This window comes from Nonomuraea sp. NPDC050643, from assembly GCF_040654715.1.
In the GTDB taxonomy this organism is placed as follows: domain Bacteria; phylum Actinomycetota; class Actinomycetes; order Streptosporangiales; family Streptosporangiaceae; genus Nonomuraea.
In genome coordinates this window covers 40,567-58,022 of sequence record NZ_JBFAIM010000026.1, presented here as the reverse complement: position 1 = coordinate 58,022, position 17,456 = coordinate 40,567, and the positions used below count along the sequence as shown (strand labels likewise).

Genomic DNA, 17,456 nt, shown 5'->3' with positions numbered 1-17,456 from the left:
CTATGAAAGCCTGCGCTCGACGTGCGCCTGGACGCAGGAGCGGCGGGGCTTGGCGGTGCCGCCGCCGTACTTGCGCCAGCAGGCGCCCTTCTTCACCACGCGGATGTCGATGTACTCCGGCGCGCCGTATTCGCGGTGCACGGCCTGGGCGTTGCGCAGCAGGCGGGCGGCGATCTTGCGGCCCTGGGCGGCGGAGGAGGCGGCGGCGTTGACCCAGGTGACGCCGGCGTCGCCGCCGATGACGCAGGGTTTGACGCCCTTGCAGAACGGCGGGTTGGCGGCGTTCGCGGCGGGCGCGAGGCCGAGCAGGACGGTTAAGACGGAGGCGGTGACGATGAACGCGCGCATCATGACCTTCATCCTGCCCCGGCCGACGGCTCAGGAAGCCGTTCAGTAGGCGGCGATGAGGTCCACGACGAAGACGAGCGTGTCGGAGCCCTTGATGCCGTACGCGGGGTGGCCGGCGACGCCGTAGCCGTAGGCGGGCGGGACGATCATCAGGACGCGGCTGCCCGCGGGGACGCCCGTCAGCGCCCGGTCCCAGCCCTTGATCACACTGCCGTCGCCGAGTTTGAACGCCTTGGGCCTGCCGGTGGACCAGGTGGCGTCGAAGACGCGGCCGCCGTTCCAGAGGGCGCCCGCGTACTGGGTGACGACGAGCTGCCCGTTGCGCGCGGCGCGCCCGTCGCCCCGGGCCAGGACCTTCGCGGTGAACCGGCCGGGCGGCGCGGTCGCGGGCACGGACAGGACCGGCCGGGCGGCACCACTGACGCGCACGCCCGCGAGGGTCCCGCCACGAGCCTGTACGGAGGCGCCCTTGTGGTGGGCGCCGAGGATGTCGACGACGTAGAACAGCTCCTCGCCCGCCGTGATCCCGCGCGGCGGGTTGGGGCCGAACCCGTCGCCCGGCGGGATGGCGGCGATGACCCTGCTGCCGACCCGGCGCCCGCGCAGCGCCGCCTCCAGCCCCGGCAGCAGCTCGCCCACCGGGAACGCGGCCGGCGTGCCCCGGTTGAAGCTGGAGTCGACCAGGCGGTTGCCCCTGCCGTCCCACACGTGCGCGGTGTACTGGACGATCGCCACGTCGTCCTTCTCCAGCGGCTCGCCCTTGCCCGTGGCCAGCTCGTCCACCTGCAGCCCTTCGACCGGCTTGCCGTCGGGGAAGACGATCGTCGGCCGCCCGCCGAACGGCCCGCCCACCCGCAGATCCAGCTCACCGCCGGGCGTGCCCGTACATCCGGCCAGCACCAGCACCAGCGCCGGCACCAGCAACAACGCGGCGGATCGGCGGCACAACGACACCGGCGACACCGGGGACGCCGAGGGCTCCGGCGACTCCAGCGGCACCGGCGGCACCGGCGGCACCGCGGTGGGACGGCCGTATGACGGTCGCGGGAGCAGCGTGGCGGCCTGCCACGGCGGCCTCGCGGCGGCACGGTGGCGCGGCGGATTCAGGAACAGCGCGGCGGGGCGGCGGCGCATCGGTCCTCCCGGCACGGGGCGGCACGGAACGGCCCGGCGGCGTCACGCCACCGGGCCTCGCGATGCTACCGCGCCGTCAGATCACCCGTCAGTAGGCCGCCAGGACGTCCACCACGAACACCAGCGTGCTCTTGGCGGGGATGCCCTGCTGCGCCTGGTCGCCGTAGCCGAGGTCCGGTGGGATGCTCATCACGACGCGGCTGCCGACCGGCACCCCGGCCAGGCCCTTCTGCCAGCCCTGGATGACGTTGCCGAGCGGGAACTCGGCCGGCTGGCCACGGTCCCAGCTCGAGTCGAACTGCTTGTCGGTGCCCCAGATCTTGCCCGTGTAGTGGACGGTGAGCGTCTGGTTGGCCTGCGCCTTGGCGCCGGTGCCCTGGATGACCGTCTTGACGACGAGGTCCTTGGGCGCCTTCTCGTCCGTCTTGGTGCTCAGCGTGGGCGCCTTCTCGCCGCCCGGGTTCTCCACCTTGACGCCCTTGATGCTGTCGCCGGTCTCCTTGCCGGTGGCGGCCTTCAGCGCCGGCGCCTGGGTGCCGACGACGTCGAACACGAACACCTTGGTCGGCTCGGCCGGCTGCGAGGGCTGCGGCTGGGCGACGGTGTCGTTGGCCAGCACCGCCAGCAGCCGCCCGCCGTGCTTGACCTTGGTGAAGCCCTCCTGGAGCACCTGCGGGAGCTGCTCGTTGATCGCGATCGTCTCGGGAGCCTTGGTGTCGTAGGAGGAGCCCTGGACGGCGTTGCCCTTGCCGTCCCAGTTGTAGACCGTCAGGTTGACGATCACCCGGTCACCGGACTTGAGCCCGGTGCCGGCGCCCGGCTGGATCACCTCATAGGAGGATTTGGTGGCGGGTGTGCCGGTGGGGAAGGTCACCGTGGGCTTGGCGCCCACGTTCCCGGCGACCTTGACCCCGGCCGACCCGGCGGCAGTGCTGCCGGTGGCGACGGCGCCGGTGCTCGGGCCGTCGTCGGAGCCGCACGCGGCGGCGAACAAGATCAAAGGCACGGCGGCCATTACGGCCAGAGCGCGGCGCATCGGTTTCCCTCGGAAAGACGTCAGATTCGCCTGACCCTACCCGACTTCACGGTAGGGCCGAGGTAAACGAAGCCCCACCGGCCCGGCAACGCCCAGTTCCAACGGCGTCGCGCCCCGCCAGCCTCCCATCAGCGCCACCCCGCAACCGTCCCAACGGCACCCGCCACCGCCGCCGTCTCATCAGCACCGCGCCACCATCACCGTCCCAGCGGCACCGCGCCACCGCCGCCGTCCCAGCGCCACCGCCGCCGTTACATCGGCCCTGCGCCGGGACGTACACCGGGCCCGGGCCGCTTCCGCGAACGCAGGCCGGCACGCTCACCCCACCGGAGGCGCACCGGCCCTCGCCACCCGCACCGACCCTGGCCACCCCACCGGCCCGCGCCACCCAACGACCGCCGGAACGGGCACCGGCCCCACGGCCTCGGGTGTGCGCAGCCTCGCGGGCTACATGCCGGCGATCAGCTTGTCCACCCGCTCGTCCACACTCCGGAACGGGTCCTTGCACAGCACCGTGCGCTGCGCCTGGTCGTTGAGCTTGAGATGCACCCAGTCGACGGTGAAGTCGCGCCGCTTCTCCTGCGCCTTGCGGATGAACTCGCCGCGCAGCCGCGCCCTGGTCGTCTGCGGCGGCACCGACTTGGCCTCGAAGATCTTCAGGTCGGACGCCACCCGCTCCACCGAGCCGCGCTTCTGCAGCAGGTAGAACAGGCCGCGCTTGCGGTGCACGTCGTGGTAGGCCAGGTCGAGCTGGGCCACGCGGGGCGAGGACAGCGGCAGGTCGTACTTCTTCCGGTAGCGCTCGATGAGCTGGTATTTCGTCACCCAGTCGATCTCCCGCGCGACCAGGTCGAGGTTGCCCGTGTCGACCGCGTGCAGCGTGCGCTCCCACAGCTCCAGCACCCGGTGGGCGATGGCGTCGCCGCCGCGCCGGTCGACGAAGTCCTTCGCCTTGGACAGGTATTCCTGCTGGATCTCCAGGCTCGAGGCCTCACGCCCGTTGGCCAGGCGCACCCTGCGCCGGCCCGTCATGTCGTGGGAGACCTCGCGGATGGCCCTGATCGGGTTTTCCAGCGACAGGTCGCGCATGACCGTGCCCGACTCGATCATGCGCAGCACCAGGTCGGTGGCGCCGACCTTGAGCAGCATGGTGGTCTCGCTCATGTTGGAGTCGCCCACGATGACGTGCAGGCGGCGGAAGCGCTCGGCGTCGGCGTGCGGCTCGTCACGCGTGTTGATGATCGGCCGGGACCGGGTGGTGGCGCTGGACACGCCCTCCCAGATGTGCTCGGCCCGCTGCGAGACGCAGTAGACCGCGCCGCGCGGCGTCTGCAGCACCTTGCCCGCCCCGCACACGATCTGGCGCGTGACCAGGAACGGGATCAGTACGTCGGCCAGCCGCCCGAACTCCCCGTGCCGGCCCACCAGGTAGTTCTCGTGGCAGCCGTAGGAGTTTCCGGCGGAGTCGGTGTTGTTCTTGAACAGATAGATGTCACCGGCGATGCCCTCTTCGCGCAGCCGTTTCTCGGCGTCCACGAGCAGGCCCTCGAGGATGCGCTCGCCCGCCTTGTCGTGGGTGACGAGCTCGATGACGTTGTCACACTCGGGTGTTGCGTATTCAGGATGGCTGCCCACGTCGAGATAGAGGCGGGCGCCATTGCGGAGGAAGACGTTGCTCGATCGGCCCCAGGACACGACTCGCCGGAACAGGTAGCGCGCGACCTCGTCCGGCGACAGCCTGCGCTGTCCCCTGAACGTGCAGGTCACGCCGTACTCGTTCTCCAGCCCGAAGATGCGACGATCCATCACCTCACACTATGCCCACGGATCGGCAAGCGGGAGAGATCTTCCCAGGTGTTTTCCCGCCCGGACCCGTATGACCGGCTTCGTCCCCCGCGCCCGCCCCCACGGGGCGCGGGTGCCGCCGCGCGTGTCAGGGGGTGTAGATCTCCTGAACCTGGACGATCTTCCCCTTGTGGACGGTGATGAGGGAGGGCCTGGGCTGGGCGCCGTGCCGCTTGATCAGCACGGCCCTGGAGCAGCGCTTGCCGCCCAGCCCCGTCTTGCTGCTGACGGTCAGATCGCCCATGGCGGGCTTGCAGCCGAACGCCGACAGGAAGACCACGTCCTTGGCGACGGGCGAGGCGTAGGCCCTGACGTCGCCCTCGGGCGGGCTCACGAAGTAGCCCTCGGTCTGGGTGCCCTTCTTCCACTTGATCGGCTCGTACTCGGCCACGCCGCCCCGCACGTCGGTGATCCAGCCGCGCAGGATGCCGTCGTGGCGGGAGTGGATGCGCTTGGTGAAGTCGTGCTCAGGGTCGGCCTGGAAGGTGGTGCCGAAGGTCTTCGGCGCCTTGTACTTCGGGAACGCGGTGGCCGCTTCCGCGGCCACACCGGAGGTCATCATCACTGCGGCGGCTGCACCGGCCGCGAGAAGACCACGCAAGGGAGTGTTCACGGATTTTGAGATCCTCGATCACCCGGCAGAGTTCAGGCGAACCAGAGTGAAACAGATCACACTCCACATCCACCGCACAGCCCCCCAGAGTCCCAGAATCCCCATCAAACCCATGAGCGCTCCCCGCTGCCGCACCCACCCAACAACCCCGGCCCGCCCAAAGCCACCGTTCACCACGTGATCGCCCAGCAGATCCACCCCACGCGGGAATACGGCACCACGCGAGCCGACCAGACGAACCAGCCTCGGCCCTCCCCCCGGGAACACGCCCCTCGAACACCTCAACCCCACAAGCAGCATGGACGTGATGCGTGTGGTGGCCGCGGCGGTCGTGGATCGGGGGCGGCTGCTCGTCGTGAGCAAAGACGGCGGCCCCGAGCCCAAGCCCCACACGCCCGGCTCGCAGCCGCCCTCCCACACGCGGGCGCGCCGCAGAGCCCCTCACAGCTCCCCCGCGCCGACCCCCCACCCCCAGTCCACACCACGCCTCACCCCCGCAAACGACTCACGACTCATCACCACCGCACCGCCCACACCCCACCCCCGCAGAACGCCCCCAACTCACCCGCCGCCGGCCCGTCGATTCCTCGCCCGCCCCGGTCCGTCAGGTGGCCGGAAACGGCGGCGGGGACCGCCGTGGCGGTCCCCGCGTGATGTCCTGGCCTTTGAGGGCTACAGCGGCGACGATCCGTCGTCCACGTCCCCCTCAGGCCCCGTGGGAGGCGGTGTGCCGGGTGTGGAGTCCCCCGAAGACGCCGGAGAGTCCGTGGAGCCCGCGGAGTCGGCGGGCGGCGGGGTGGTGGCGGCGGGCGGCGGGGTCGTGGTCTGGGCGAGCAGGCGCTCCAGGCGCGCCCCCGTCAGCCGCAGGAACTTGCGGTGCTCCCGGTTGCGGTCGAGCACCGCCACCTCGAGCTGCCCCACCGGCGGACGCTCCCCGCCGGGCTCCGTCAGCGCCATCAGCGCCACCTCCAGCGCGTCGGCCAGCGACATCGACTCCCGGTAGCGCTCCTTCAACCGGTTGGACACCGCGTCGGCCTGGCCGCCCATGGCGGCGAAACCGTGCTCGTCGAAGACCGACCCGTCGAAGGTCAGGCGGTAGATGGCGTCGCCGTCCTTGTTCTCGCCCACCTCGGCGACGACGACCTCGACCTCCAGCGACTTGATCGACTCGGTGAAGATGCGGCCGAGGTTGGAGGCGTAGAGGTTGGCCAGGCCGCGACCGGTCACGTCGGAGCGGTCGTAGGTGTAGCCGTTGATGTCGGCGTAGCGGATGCCTCCGAGCCGCAGCTCCTCGAACTCGTTGTAGCGTCCCACGGCCGCGAAGCCGATGCGGTCGTAGATCTCACTGATCTTGTGCAGCGCCCGCGACGGGTTGGGGGCGACGAACAGGATGCCGTCCACGTACTGGAGCACCACGACGGAACGGCCCCGCGCGATGCCCTTGCGCGCGTAGTCGGCCTTGTCCCGCATGATCTGTTCGGGGGACGCATATCCAAAAGGCATGGACACGTGCGGTGGTCCTTTCTAGCGCAGCGGGGCGATGGGGCCGTCGGGCGAGATCATGCGCGCTTCCAGCATCTGGGTGACGTGGCCGGCGACCTCGTCGTCGCTCAGGCGGCGGAAGCCGTCGCCGTCGATCACCGACACCATCGGCCAGATCTTCCTGGTCACGTCGGGCCCGCCGGTCGCCGAGTCGTCGTCGGCCGCGTCGTAGAGCGACTGGATCAGCGTTCTGACCATGTCGTCGGCCGACGACCCGTCACGGTAGAGCTTCTTCAGCGCCCCGCGGGCGAAGATCGAGCCGGACCCGATCGCGTCGAACCGGTCCCGCTCGTAGGGCCCGCCCGCCACGTCGTAGCTGAAGATGCGCCCCTCGTCCCTGTCGGCGTCGTAGGCGGCGAACAGCGGCACCACCACCAGCCCCTGCATCGCCATGGCCAGGTTGCCCCTGATCATGGTGGCCAGCCGGTTGGCCTTGCCGGCCACCGACATCGTGCGCCCCTCGAGCTTCTCGTAGTGCTCGAGCTCCACCCGGTAGAGCCGGGCCATCTCGATGCCCGTGCTGGCCGTGCCCGCGATCCCCATGCACGAATAGTCGTCGGCGCGGAACACCTTCTGCACGTCTCGCTGCGAGATGATGTTGCCCGACGTCGCCCGCCGGTCGCCCGCCATGACCACGCCACCGGCGAAGGTGGCGGCCACGATCGTGGTCGCGTGCGGAACCTGGTCGCCTATCGGGGTGGCCAGCACCTCATCCCGCCGCGGCAGCAACTCAGGCGCGTAAGAGCTGACGAACTCCGTGAACGAGGAACTTCCGGAGTTCCGGAAAAGCTGATTCACCAAGCCGACGGGCAGATCCCTGTGCGATGCCACGCGACTCCCTCCAAACGTCAGTGTTCCTAGGGCGACCCTACTCATGTTGGGTTGTTGTCTGCACTTCCCACGATCAGCTCACGGCGAACCCTCCACCGCCGGCCCGCTCGAAAGATCCCCTTGGCGCGACAGGTCCGTGTTCAGATCGTTTCTTTACGCCCGCCACCGCCCATGCGATTGTCGGTATGTCTGCACGTCCTGAACAGGAGGCCGACATGAGACTCCCCAGCCGACCTGCGCTGATCGGGGCGGTCACGGTTCTCGCCCTCACCTCCTGCGGCACCGGCACGGACTCCGGCGGGGGCAGCACCACCCTCACCATCGCGGCCAACTCCATCGAAGGCGGCAAGAACTCCGAATCCGCCCAGTGGATCAAGCAGTGGGTCATCCCCGAGTTCGAGAAGACGCACCCGAACGTCAAGGTGCTCTTCCAGCCCAGCGGCGTCGACGACGAGCAGTACAAGACCAAGATCGCCCTCGACCTCAAGTCCAGGACCGGCGCCGACGTCATCGACCTCGACGGCATCTGGGTCGGCGAGTTCGCCCAGGCCGGCTACGTCAAACCCCTGACCGAGGTCGGCGGCGCCACCATCGAGCAGTGGGAGGGCTGGGCCCAGATCCCCCAGGCCGTGCAGGGCCTCGGCATCTTCGACGGCAAGAAGTACGGCCTGCCCCAGGGCACCGACGGCCGCGTCCTGTTCTACAACAAGACCCTGTTCGAGAAGGCCGGCCTGCCCGCCACCTGGCAGCCCGCGAGCTGGCAGGAGATCATCGACGCCGGCACCAAGCTCAAGGCCGCCGGCGTCCCCACCCCCATCCAGCTCAACGCCGGCACCGCCATGGGCGAGGCCACCACCATGCAGGGCGTCCTCCCCCTCCTCGCCGGCGCCGGATCCGAGATCTACGCCGCCGGCAAATGGACCGGCGCCTCCACCGCCATGAAGGACGCCCTCGGCCTCTACCGGCAGATCTACGGCGGCAGCGGCCTCGGCGACCCCAGACTCCAGCAGGAGGCCAAGGGCCGCGACAAGTCCTTCGCCCAGTTCGCCGCCGGCAAGATCGGCATCCTCGCCGAAAGCGACTACTTCTGGCGCTCCGTCGTCGAACCCCAGGCCGGCGTCGCCCCCATGAAGGACCGCGACCAGGTCGTCGGCTACGCCAAGATCCCCGCCAAGCAGCCCGGCGCCGGCATCCGCGGCCAGGACCACGTCAGCATGTCAGGCGGCGCCGTACGCGTGCTCAACCCGTTCTCCAAGAACCCCAAGCTCGCCTGGGACCTGCTCGCCTTCATGCACTCGGCCGCCGCCACCAAGTCACAACTCGCCGGCCAGGTGCGCATCAGCTCCCGCACCGACGTCAACGACGAGGTCCTCACCGCCGACCCCATGCTCAAGTACGTCGCCGACGAGGTCCTCCCCCTCACCGCCTACCGGCCCGGCCTGGCCGTCTACCCCCAGGTGTCCACCGCGCTGCAGGAGGCCACCGCCGCCGTCGTCAGCGGCACCGCCCCCGACGAGGCGGCCACCGCGTACCAGGGCAAACTGGAGGGACTGGTCGGTGGCGCGGCCAACGTCGGCGGCTGACGCCGCCGGGCTCGGCAGGACCAGGGCCGTCGCGTTCGTCCTGCCCGCCCTCACCCTCATCGCCGTCTTCCTCATCTTCCCCGCCCTCTGGACGATCTACCTCGGCCTCACCGACTACCGCCTCACCGGCCTGGCCGCCGCCGACCCCCAGATCGTCGGGCTCGACAACTACACCGGCGCCCTCACCGACCCCCGCTTCCTCACCTCGATGTGGCTCACCGTCCTGTACGTCGGCGGCTCCGCCATCATCGGCCAGGCCGGACTCGGCTTCACCCTCGCCTGGATCCTGCGCAGCCGCACCGGCCCCGTCCGCCGCGTCGTCGAAGGCGTCGTGCTGCTGTCGTGGATCCTGCCCAGCACCGTCGTCGGATTCCTCTGGTTCGCCCTGCTCGACCGCGACGACGGCACCCTCAACGCACTCCTGCACACCCCGGGCTTCGCCTGGCTCCTCGACCATCCGCTGCTGTCGATCATCGTCTTCAACGTCTGGCGCGGCACCGCGTTCTCGATGATGCTCTACTCCGCCGCCCTCGAGAACGTCCCGCCCTCCCACCTCGAGACCGCCCGCCTGGCCGGCGCGAACGTCCCCCAGCAGCTACGCGACGTCGTCCTCCCCCGCATCCGCCGCCACATCCTGACCAACCTGCTGCTCATCAGCCTCTGGACGTTCAACGACTTCACGCCGTTCGTCCTCACCGGCGGCGGCCCCGAAGGCCGCTCCGAGATCCTGCCCGTGTACGTCTACCGCGTCGCCCTCAGAGACGGCCAGCTCGGCGTCGGAGCCGCCATCTCCTTCCTCATCCTGCTCATCAACCTCCTCTTCGCCCTGGCCTACCTGCGCCTGCTCCGCGGCCGGCGCCGCGACCGGGAGGCCGCCGCCACCCCAGGACCACCCGCATGATCCGCCACACCCTCGGCAGGCTCGCCACCACCATCCTCATCGCCGTCGTCCTGGCCTTCTTCACCCTCCCCATGCTGTGGCTCGCCAGCGCCCCCTTCGACGACACCCCCACCATCACCACGTCCATCCCCGACTTCACACTGCGCAACTTCTCCGCCATCCTCGACAACCCCTACGCGCTCGGCTCCATCCGCAACAGCCTCATCCAAGGAGGCGGCGCCGCCGCACTCGTCGTCGTCCTGGCCGCCCTGTCCGCCTACGCCCTGTCCCGCGTCCGCGTACCCGGCCGCGACGCCCTGCTCTACCTGCTCCTGCTGCTGTCGTCCGTGGTCACCGGAACCGCCGCCATGGTGCCCATCTTCGAACTCGCCACCCGGCTCGACCTCATCGACACCCACCTCGGCGTCATCCTCGTCGTCTCCGGCGGCCTCCTGCCCGCCGCCATCTTCATCCTCAAGGACTTCATGGACGAGACGCCCACCACGTACGAGGAGTCCGCCCGCGTCTTCGGCGCCTCACCCCTGCAGATCCTGCGCCACATCGTCATCCCCCTCGTACGCCCCGGGCTCGCCACCATCGCCGTCTGGGCCCTGGCCAGCGTCTGGGGCGGATTCCTCTTCCAGTTCATCCTCCTGCGCGACCCCGAGAAGGCCCCCGGCTCCGTCATCCTCTACACCCTCTACACCGAAGGCGGCGCCCCCAAGCTCGACCTCATCTCCACCTTCTCGCTGCTGTACTCGCTGCCCGTCGTCGCGATGTACCTGTTCGTCTCCCAGCGCTACGGCTTCCGCTTCCACGGAGGGATCAAACGGTGATCTCCCTGCACGGCCTCACCAAGATCTTCCCCGGCGGAGTCCACGCCCTCGACGGCATCGACCTCACCATCGCCGACGGCGAGTTCTTCGCCCTCCTCGGCCCCTCCGGCTGCGGCAAGACCACCCTCCTGCGCACCATCGCCGGCCTCGAGACCCCCACCACCGGACACGTCCACATCAACGACGCCGACGTCACCGCACTCCCCCCGGGCCGCCGCGACGTCGCCATGGTCTTCCAGGACTACGCGATCTTCCCCCACATGGACGTCACCACCAACATCGCCTACCCCCTGCGCATCAAGAAGATCCCCCGCGCCGAACGCACCACCAAGGCCGTCGCCGTCGCCGCCCGGCTCAGCCTCACCGACCTCCTCCACCGCCGCCCCGCCGAACTCTCCGGCGGCCAGCAGCAACGCGTCGCCCTCGCCCGCGCCATCGCCTGCCACCCCGCCGCCTTCCTCTTCGACGAACCCCTGTCCAACCTCGACGCCCGGCTCCGCCTCGAAGCCCGCACCTTCCTCAAGCGCCTGCAGCGCGAACTCGCCGTCACCACCGTCTTCGTCACCCACGACCAGGCCGAAGCCCTCGCCCTCGCCGACCGCATCGCCGTCATGTCCCACGGCCGCATGATCCAGGTCGGCACCCCCGCCGACATCTTCCACCGCCCCGCCACCACGTTCGTCGCCTCCTTCATCGGCTCCACCCCCATGAACCTCCTCCCGGCCCACGCCACCCCCACCGCACTCCACGTGGCCGGCGCCGCACTCCCCCTCCCCACCGGCCTCACCCCCGGCGACCCCATCACGTACGGCGTCCGCCCCGAATACATGGACCTGTCACTCACCGAACGCCCCGACGCCTTCCCCGGCACCGTCTCCGTCCTGGAGAACCTCGGCACCCACACCCTTGTCACCCTCGAACCCGGCCCCCACACGCCCGGCCCGCCCGCCCCCAGCCCTGTCCTCATCCAACTCGTCGTCCCCGAAGGCGACGAACCCCCCATCGGCACCCACGCCTGGGCCATCCCCCGCCGCGCCCTCATCTACCGCGACGGCACCCTGCACACCACCCACTGACCCGGCCCCCGCCATACTGGGCACCATGGCCACCGGCGCCTCCACCAGGGACTGGATCCTGCACGTCGACCTCGACCAGTTCATCGCCGCCGTCGAGATCCTCCGCCACCCCGAACTCGCCGGCAAACCCGTCGTCGTCGGCGGCTCAGGAGACCCCACCCAACCCCGGACCGTCGCCGCCACCGCCACCTACGAAGCCCGCGAACACGGCATCCACTCCGGCATGCCACTACGCGCCGCCCACAAACGCTGCCCCGACGCGATCTTCCTGCCCAGCGACCCACCCGCCTACGAAGCCGCCTCAGAACGCGTCATGGCCGTCCTGCGCGAATTCCCCGTCCGCGTCGAGATCTGGGGCTGGGACGAAGCCTTCCTCGGGGCCACCACCGACGACCCCGAAACCCTCGCCGCCGACCTCCAGCACGCCGTCCACGCCCGCACCCGACTCACCTGCTCCGTCGGCATCGGCGACAACAAACACCAGGCCAAACTCGCCTCCGGCCTCGCCAAACCCGCCGGAATCCACCGCCTCACCAGCGACAACTGGGCCGAGACCATGAACCACCGCCCCACCGACGCCCTCTGGGGCATCGGCGCCAGGACCTCCAAGAAACTCGCCGCCCTCGGCCACCACACCGTCGCCCAGCTCGCCGCCGCCGACCCCGCCGAACTCGCCCGCCACTTCGGCCCCACCAACGGCCCCTGGTACCGCTACCTCGCTCTCGGCAAAGGCGAAGCCGAAATCCTCACCACGCCCTGGATCGCCCGCGGCCACAGCCGCGAAACCACCTTCACCCACGACCTCACCGACCGCGACGACATCACCCGCCACCTCACCGACCTCGCCCAGCACGTCGCCCACGACGCCATCGAAGCCGGCCGCGACATCACCCGCGTCTCCGTCAAGATCCGCTTCACCCCGTTCCTGACCCGCACCCGCCAGACCAAACTCCCCACTCCCACCACCGACCCCGCCACGATCACCCGGACGGCCCTCGCCATCCTCGACCGCTTCGACCTCACCCGCCCCATCCGCCTCCTGGGCGTGGCCGTCGAATACACCATGCCGAAAAAGTGAACCCCGCCGCCCCGGACCTCAGCCCACTCGCGTCACCGCACCATAGAACTCCGAACGAAGCCGCTCCTCGGCCGCGACCAACTCCCGCAACTCCGCCTCCGAGACCTCGGCTTCATCAACCTCGGGCACGGTCGCCTCGATATACGAAAGCGCCCGCCGCACCACCCCCGGATCATCCCGGAACTGCCCGATCCCGGTATTGCACGGCAAACACAACGCATACCGCACATCACCAGTGCGATGACAATGATCCACATGCTCCGGCGGCCGATCCCAGCACACCACGCACAAACCATGCTGAGCCGACACCATCCGCTCGACATCCTCAGGCCGCACCCCATAACGCCGCGCCAGGTGATAACCCCGCGTCGGCGCCACAGGCGCATCCGCCCGCCCCTTCGGCAACACCACGAACTCCGGCCAGAGAACCTCCCCGTCCAGATAGAGCGCGGCCAATTCCAGCAACACCGTGTTGTCGCCGAAATGACCGAGCCCGTTGTTGCAGTTGAAACAGAGCACGCCCCTGACCTGGCCGGTCTGGTGACAGTGATCGACGAACACCCCTGGAACGGTCCTGCAGATGGCGCAGAGCCCGCCCTGACGGGCGAGCATGCGCTCGAAGTCGTCCTCGGTTATGCCATAACGGTAGCGGAGCAGATAGTTCCGCTCGCTTCCGTATTTCTTGATCTTGTTCTCGCGCGCCACGATGGAGTGACATGGTCGGCAGTATGTGGTCAGCCCGTCCCTGCTGGACCTGTTACCGCCGAAGTCACCCTGAGGCTTGATCTCCGCACACCGAGCACAGTACTTATGACCGTCCGGAACCTCGATCCGTTCGCGCACGGCCTTACCCTGCTCGGCCTTCCGCTTTCGGTAACTCCGAGTGGAACGCCGCCTGAAGCAGACTCTGCAATAGCGTGCAAGCCCATCGGCCATCCGCTTATTGAGCCCGAACGCGGAGACCGGCTTCAGTCCTCCACAGTCAGGACACCGCTTCGTCTCCTCCGGCGCTTCCACCCGTTTCACCCCCCTTTGAGCTGTCCGCTTTGCCCTACTCTCCGCCCTTCTGGACGTAACTGCGCACGAACTCCTCTGCGTTCTCTTCGAGAACTTCGTCGATTTCGTCCAGAATTGCGTCGACATCGTCCGTGAGCTTCTCCTGCCGCTCCTGAACGTCCGGCGTCGCCGAGGCCTCGGTCTCCTCGACTTCGCTCTCGCGCCGACCGGCCTGCTTCTGACCGCCGGTGTCCTTGGTTGCCATGTCTACCTCCGCTTGGGGGACTGCCTCTGACCCATATCTTCCCCGAACCGGGCGACATTTCGCGCCGAACGCCCGTCGATCTTGCCCGGTTGACTAGATAGCACTCCTATCCAATAATGGACCTCCATCCCCACAGGAGGTGTGGAATGTCCCCTTCGTCCCTGAGCACGGCAGGTGTGCTCCTCATCACAGTCCCGCTGGTCGCCTTCGGCGGCGTGTCGCTGCTGACGTTCCTCATGCGGAACGTGCCGGGCTACCGGGACAACCCGGTGCGGCGTGGCCTGTGGCGCGCGGGGCATGCCCATGCGGGTGTGCTGGTGTTGTTCGCCCTGGTGGCGCTGCTCTACATCGATCAGGCGAGTCTGCCGGAGGCGGTGAAGGGCCTGACGAGGACGTTGATCGTGGCGGCTCCGATCCTGATGCCGCTGGGCTTCTTCCTGTCGGTGGCGCGGCCGGGTGACACGAAGCCGAACAGGCTGATCTGGCTGGTGCCGGCGGGTGGGGTGTGTCTGGCGGTGGGCACGCTGACGCTGGGGATCGGCCTGCTGTGAGGACCGGCTCCTCCGGGGGGCCGCTGTGGGCCGCTGTGGGCCGCTGTGGGCCTGTGAGCCTTCGGGAGCCCGCTGGGGGCTTCTCGGAGGCCCGAGGGCTCGGGGCCTATTCTCCGCCGGTGAGGGCGGCGACGAGGTCGGCGGCGGTGCGGCAGCGGTCGAAGAGTTCTCCGACATGGGCCTTGGTGCCGCGGAGCGGTTCGAGGGTGGGCACGCGCTGGAGTGATTCGCGGCCGGGGATGTCGAAGATGACGGAGTCCCAGGAGGCGGCGGCGACGGCTTCGCTGTATTGGCGCAGGCATCGGCCGCGGAAGTAGGCGCGGGTGTCGGTGGGCGGGTTTTCGACGGCGCGCTGGACTTCGTCCTCGGTGACGAGGCGTTGCATGCGTCCGCGGGCGACGAGGCGGTTGTAGAGGCCGCGGTCGGGGCGGATGTCGGAGTATTGGAGGTCGACGAGCTGGAGTCTGGGGTGTGACCAGGTGAGGCCGTCGCGGGTGCGGTAGCCCTCGAGGAGTTCGAGTTTGGCGACCCAGTCGAGTTCGCGGGCGAGTTGCATGGGGTCTTCGGCGAGGCGGGTGAGGACGGATTCCCAGCGGTCGAGGATGTCCTTGTTCATCTCGTCTTGGGCGGTGCCGCGTTCTTCGACGTATTTGCGGGCTTGTTCGAGGTATTCCATCTGGAGCTGGATGGCGGTGAGCTTGCGGCCGTCGCGCATGGGGATCTCGTAGCGGCAGGTGGGGTCGTGGGAGACGGCCCTGAGTGCTTGCACGGGGTTCTCGACGGCGAGGTCGCGGGTGAGGAAGCCCTCTTCGATCATGGCGAGGACGAGGGCGGTGGAGCCCAGCTTCAGGTAGGTGGAGATCTCGGACATGTTGGCGTCGCCGATGATGACGTGGAGGCGCCGGTATTTCTCGGGGTCGGCGTGGGGCTCGTCGCGGGTGTTGATGATGGGCCGCTTGAGCGTGGTCTCGAGGCCGACCTCGACCTCGAAGAAGTCGGCGCGCTGGCTGATCTGGAAGCCTTCGCCGCGGGAGTCCTGGCCGATGCCGACCTTGCCGGCGCCGACGACGACCTGGCGGGAGACGAAGAAGGGGGTGAGGTGCCGGACGATGTCGGCGAAGGGGGTGGCGCGCCGCATGAGGTAGTTCTCGTGGCAGCCGTAGGAGGCGCCCTTGGCGTCGGTGTTGTTCTTGTAGAGCTGGATGGGGGCGTTGGAGGGGATGGCGGACGCGCGGGTGGCGGCGTCGTACATGACCCTCTCGCCGGCTTTGTCCCAGATGACGGCGGCCCGCGGGTTGGTGCATTCGGGCGAGCTGTATTCGGGGTGGGCGTGGTCGACGTAGAGCCGGGCTCCGTTGGTGAGGATGACGTTGGCCAGGCCCAGGTCCTCGTCGGTGAGCTGGCTGGGGTCGGCGACCTCTCTGGCCAGGTCGAAGCCTCGCGCGTCGCGAAGGGGGTTCTCCTCTTCGAAGTCCCATCGTGCTCTGCGCGCGCGGGCCGCCGAGGCGGCCAGGTAGGCGTTCACCACCTGCGAGGAGGTCACCATCGCGTTGGCGCCTGGCTGACCTGGTACGGAGATGCCGTATTCGGTCTCGATGCCCATCACCCGACGCACCGTCATGCAACACCCTCTGTTCGTCCGGGTCTGTCTATCCGCCGTTTATATGCCCGAGCCTATGCCCTTCACAGTGCCCCGAGGCCACAGAGTTATGGCACCGACGCCTTTTCCGCGTGTACGACCGGAGCTGATGGGGTTTGTGTAGATCTGCGGGGCTTGAGTAGTCGCTGGATGGGGCGTTCGGCAAAGGAGTAGACGAGATACGAGAGCAGAATCGCGGCCAGGGTCGTGACGGTGGCGACCGCCCATGGAGGCATGTCGCCGGTGAGCAACGGGATGAGGGCCACCGCGACGACGCTATGGAAGAGGTAAAGCGGGTATGTGGTGCCGCCGAGAGCGGTGAGGAGTCTGGAGGGTTTGAGGCGGAGCACCCCGAGCGCGACGACGGCGGTCACGACGTAGATCAGGGTGATGGTGATGATCACACTGGTGTCGGTGACGGGCATGTTCTTGAACCCGGCCAGGTCGATGCGGCGGTGTACGCGGTCGAGCGCGGAGCCGATCGACAGGGCGTAGCCGGCGGCCACGTACAGCCAGGGGAGCCAAGCGCTGCCGTGTTTGTGGATGAGATAGAGGGCCATGCCGGCGGCGAAGTAGGGCGCGTAGTCGGGCATGACGATCTCGTTGAGGAGGTCGTTGTCGAGCTGTCCGGCGGCGAAGGCGGCGGCCAGCCAGAGGCCGATGAAGACCAGCACGCGCCCGTACGTGACGCCGATGATCACGAGGATGGCCATCAGGAGGTAGAAGCGGAGTTCGGCCCAGAGGGACCAGTAGACGCCGCTGGCATCGGTGATCTTGAACAGCCGCTGGAACATGGTGGCGTTCACCAGGTAATCACCTGGGGAAAGTTTTGGGTCGAGCGCCTTGGCCCCCGTGAGGCCGTAGAGAGCGGCGATGGCGGCCAGGCTGAGCCAGTACGCCGGGTAGAGCCGCACCAGGCGGGACCGCGCGAACGCGCCGAGGCCGCGTCCCCAGACGCTCATGAGGATGACGAATCCGCTGATGATGAAGAACAGTTCGACGCCGAGGATGCCGAGGCCCGCGATGGGTGCGAGGGCGGGGAAGAGCTCGGCGGGCCGGTCGCCCCAGACGGACGCGTACGCGACCAGGTAGTGGAAGGCGACGACGGCCAGGGCCGCGAGGAAGCGCAGGAGGTCGAGTTCGGCCAACCGGCCGTCCCCCCGAGCATGCTTCGGCCGGTTAGGTTGATGCACGCCCCTTTGA

Annotated in this window: 17 protein-coding genes; 6 read left to right on the top strand and 11 right to left on the bottom strand. The window is 69.0% G+C overall.

The window, feature by feature from the left end; translation table 11 throughout:
- The 7 genes from AB0I15_RS31695 to prcB form a co-directional block, all read right to left on the bottom strand.
- Positions 1–351 (bottom strand): hypothetical protein, encoded by a 351-nt coding sequence (locus AB0I15_RS31695; protein WP_358103140.1) that lies wholly within the window; start codon positions 349–351, stop codon positions 1–3.
- Positions 352–390: 39 nt separating this feature from the next.
- The gene (locus AB0I15_RS31690; RefSeq protein WP_358103136.1) at positions 391–1,482 is read right to left on the bottom strand and encodes an FKBP-type peptidyl-prolyl cis-trans isomerase; all 1,092 of its coding nucleotides are present in this window, start codon (positions 1,480–1,482) and stop codon (positions 391–393) included.
- 88 nt (positions 1,483–1,570) lie between these two features.
- Positions 1,571–2,488: an FKBP-type peptidyl-prolyl cis-trans isomerase gene (locus AB0I15_RS31685; RefSeq protein WP_358103133.1), complete on the bottom strand. Its 918-nt coding sequence runs from the start codon at positions 2,486–2,488 to the stop codon at positions 1,571–1,573.
- Positions 2,489–2,965: 477 nt separating this feature from the next.
- Positions 2,966–4,324: a Pup--protein ligase gene (gene pafA / locus AB0I15_RS31680; protein WP_358103130.1), complete on the bottom strand. Its 1,359-nt coding sequence runs from the start codon at positions 4,322–4,324 to the stop codon at positions 2,966–2,968.
- Positions 4,325–4,451: 127 nt separating this feature from the next.
- The gene (locus AB0I15_RS31675) at positions 4,452–4,910 is read right to left on the bottom strand and encodes a hypothetical protein (RefSeq protein WP_358103127.1); all 459 of its coding nucleotides are present in this window, start codon (positions 4,908–4,910) and stop codon (positions 4,452–4,454) included.
- Between the two features lie 738 nt (positions 4,911–5,648).
- Complete coding sequence (gene prcA, locus AB0I15_RS31670; RefSeq protein WP_358103377.1) at positions 5,649–6,479, bottom strand: proteasome subunit alpha; 831 nt, start codon at positions 6,477–6,479, stop codon at positions 5,649–5,651.
- A gap of 21 nt (positions 6,480–6,500) precedes the next feature.
- Entirely contained in the window at positions 6,501–7,247 is a 747-nt protein-coding gene (gene prcB, locus AB0I15_RS31665) for a proteasome subunit beta (protein ID WP_358103124.1), read from the bottom strand.
- A gap of 317 nt (positions 7,248–7,564) precedes the next feature.
- On the opposite strand from prcB, the gene AB0I15_RS31660 reads away from it, so the two are divergent.
- From AB0I15_RS31660 to AB0I15_RS31640, 5 genes are read left to right on the top strand one after another with little or no spacing between them, the layout of a single operon-like run.
- Entirely contained in the window at positions 7,565–8,932 is a 1,368-nt protein-coding gene (locus AB0I15_RS31660) for an extracellular solute-binding protein (RefSeq protein ID WP_358103122.1), read from the top strand.
- Positions 8,907–9,833 carry a sugar ABC transporter permease gene (locus AB0I15_RS31655; RefSeq protein ID WP_358103119.1) on the top strand — a complete coding sequence of 309 codons (927 nt, stop codon included), beginning with the start codon at positions 8,907–8,909 and terminating at the stop codon, positions 9,831–9,833. Before AB0I15_RS31660 ends, AB0I15_RS31655 begins: the two co-directional genes overlap by 26 nt.
- Positions 9,830–10,648: an ABC transporter permease subunit gene (locus AB0I15_RS31650; protein ID WP_358103116.1), complete on the top strand. Its 819-nt coding sequence runs from the start codon at positions 9,830–9,832 to the stop codon at positions 10,646–10,648. The genes AB0I15_RS31655 and AB0I15_RS31650 overlap by 4 nt, the downstream gene beginning before the upstream one ends.
- Positions 10,645–11,724 carry an ABC transporter ATP-binding protein gene (locus AB0I15_RS31645; protein WP_358103113.1) on the top strand — a complete coding sequence of 360 codons (1,080 nt, stop codon included), beginning with the start codon at positions 10,645–10,647 and terminating at the stop codon, positions 11,722–11,724. Before AB0I15_RS31650 ends, AB0I15_RS31645 begins: the two co-directional genes overlap by 4 nt.
- 25 nt (positions 11,725–11,749) lie before the next feature.
- On the top strand, positions 11,750–12,802 hold the full coding sequence (locus AB0I15_RS31640; protein WP_358103110.1) for a DNA polymerase IV: 1,053 nt from the start codon (positions 11,750–11,752) through the stop codon (positions 12,800–12,802).
- 18 nt (positions 12,803–12,820) lie between these two features.
- Here AB0I15_RS31640 and AB0I15_RS31635 read toward each other — a convergent pair whose 3' ends face one another.
- A complete protein-coding gene (locus tag AB0I15_RS31635; RefSeq protein ID WP_358103107.1) occupies positions 12,821–13,507 on the bottom strand; it encodes an endonuclease VII domain-containing protein in 687 nt (228 codons plus the stop codon).
- A gap of 346 nt (positions 13,508–13,853) precedes the next feature.
- On the bottom strand, positions 13,854–14,063 hold the full coding sequence (locus AB0I15_RS31630; RefSeq protein ID WP_185076845.1) for a ubiquitin-like protein Pup: 210 nt from the start codon (positions 14,061–14,063) through the stop codon (positions 13,854–13,856).
- A gap of 146 nt (positions 14,064–14,209) precedes the next feature.
- Between AB0I15_RS31630 and AB0I15_RS31625 the strand changes: the two genes are divergently transcribed.
- On the top strand, positions 14,210–14,614 hold the full coding sequence (locus tag AB0I15_RS31625) for a hypothetical protein (protein WP_358103104.1): 405 nt from the start codon (positions 14,210–14,212) through the stop codon (positions 14,612–14,614).
- Positions 14,615–14,720: 106 nt separating this feature from the next.
- Here AB0I15_RS31625 and dop read toward each other — a convergent pair whose 3' ends face one another.
- Positions 14,721–16,235, bottom strand: a complete 1,515-nt coding sequence (dop, locus tag AB0I15_RS31620) for a depupylase/deamidase Dop (RefSeq protein ID WP_358103101.1) — start codon at positions 16,233–16,235, stop codon at positions 14,721–14,723.
- Between the two features lie 86 nt (positions 16,236–16,321).
- A complete protein-coding gene (locus AB0I15_RS31615) occupies positions 16,322–17,401 on the bottom strand; it encodes an acyltransferase (protein ID WP_358103098.1) in 1,080 nt (359 codons plus the stop codon).
- Positions 17,402–17,456 lie beyond the last annotated feature (55 nt).

Bases quoted from the DNA above. Each gene is read 5' to 3' on its own strand.
- AB0I15_RS31695 (WP_358103140.1), bottom strand. From the start codon at position 351: ATGATGCGCGCGTTCATCGTCACCGCCTCCGTCTTAACCGTCCTGCTC.
- AB0I15_RS31640 (WP_358103110.1), top strand. From the start codon at position 11,750: ATGGCCACCGGCGCCTCCACCAGGGACTGGATCCTGCACGTCGACCTC.
- dop (WP_358103101.1), bottom strand. From the start codon at position 16,235: ATGACGGTGCGTCGGGTGATGGGCATCGAGACCGAATACGGCATCTCC.
- AB0I15_RS31630 (WP_185076845.1), bottom strand. From the start codon at position 14,063: ATGGCAACCAAGGACACCGGCGGTCAGAAGCAGGCCGGTCGGCGCGAG.
- AB0I15_RS31690 (WP_358103136.1), bottom strand. From the start codon at position 1,482: ATGCGCCGCCGCCCCGCCGCGCTGTTCCTGAATCCGCCGCGCCACCGT.
- AB0I15_RS31625 (WP_358103104.1), top strand. From the start codon at position 14,210: ATGTCCCCTTCGTCCCTGAGCACGGCAGGTGTGCTCCTCATCACAGTC.
- AB0I15_RS31660 (WP_358103122.1), top strand. From the start codon at position 7,565: ATGAGACTCCCCAGCCGACCTGCGCTGATCGGGGCGGTCACGGTTCTC.
- prcA (WP_358103377.1), bottom strand. From the start codon at position 6,479: ATGCCTTTTGGATATGCGTCCCCCGAACAGATCATGCGGGACAAGGCC.
- AB0I15_RS31650 (WP_358103116.1), top strand. From the start codon at position 9,830: ATGATCCGCCACACCCTCGGCAGGCTCGCCACCACCATCCTCATCGCC.
- pafA (WP_358103130.1), bottom strand. From the start codon at position 4,324: ATGGATCGTCGCATCTTCGGGCTGGAGAACGAGTACGGCGTGACCTGC.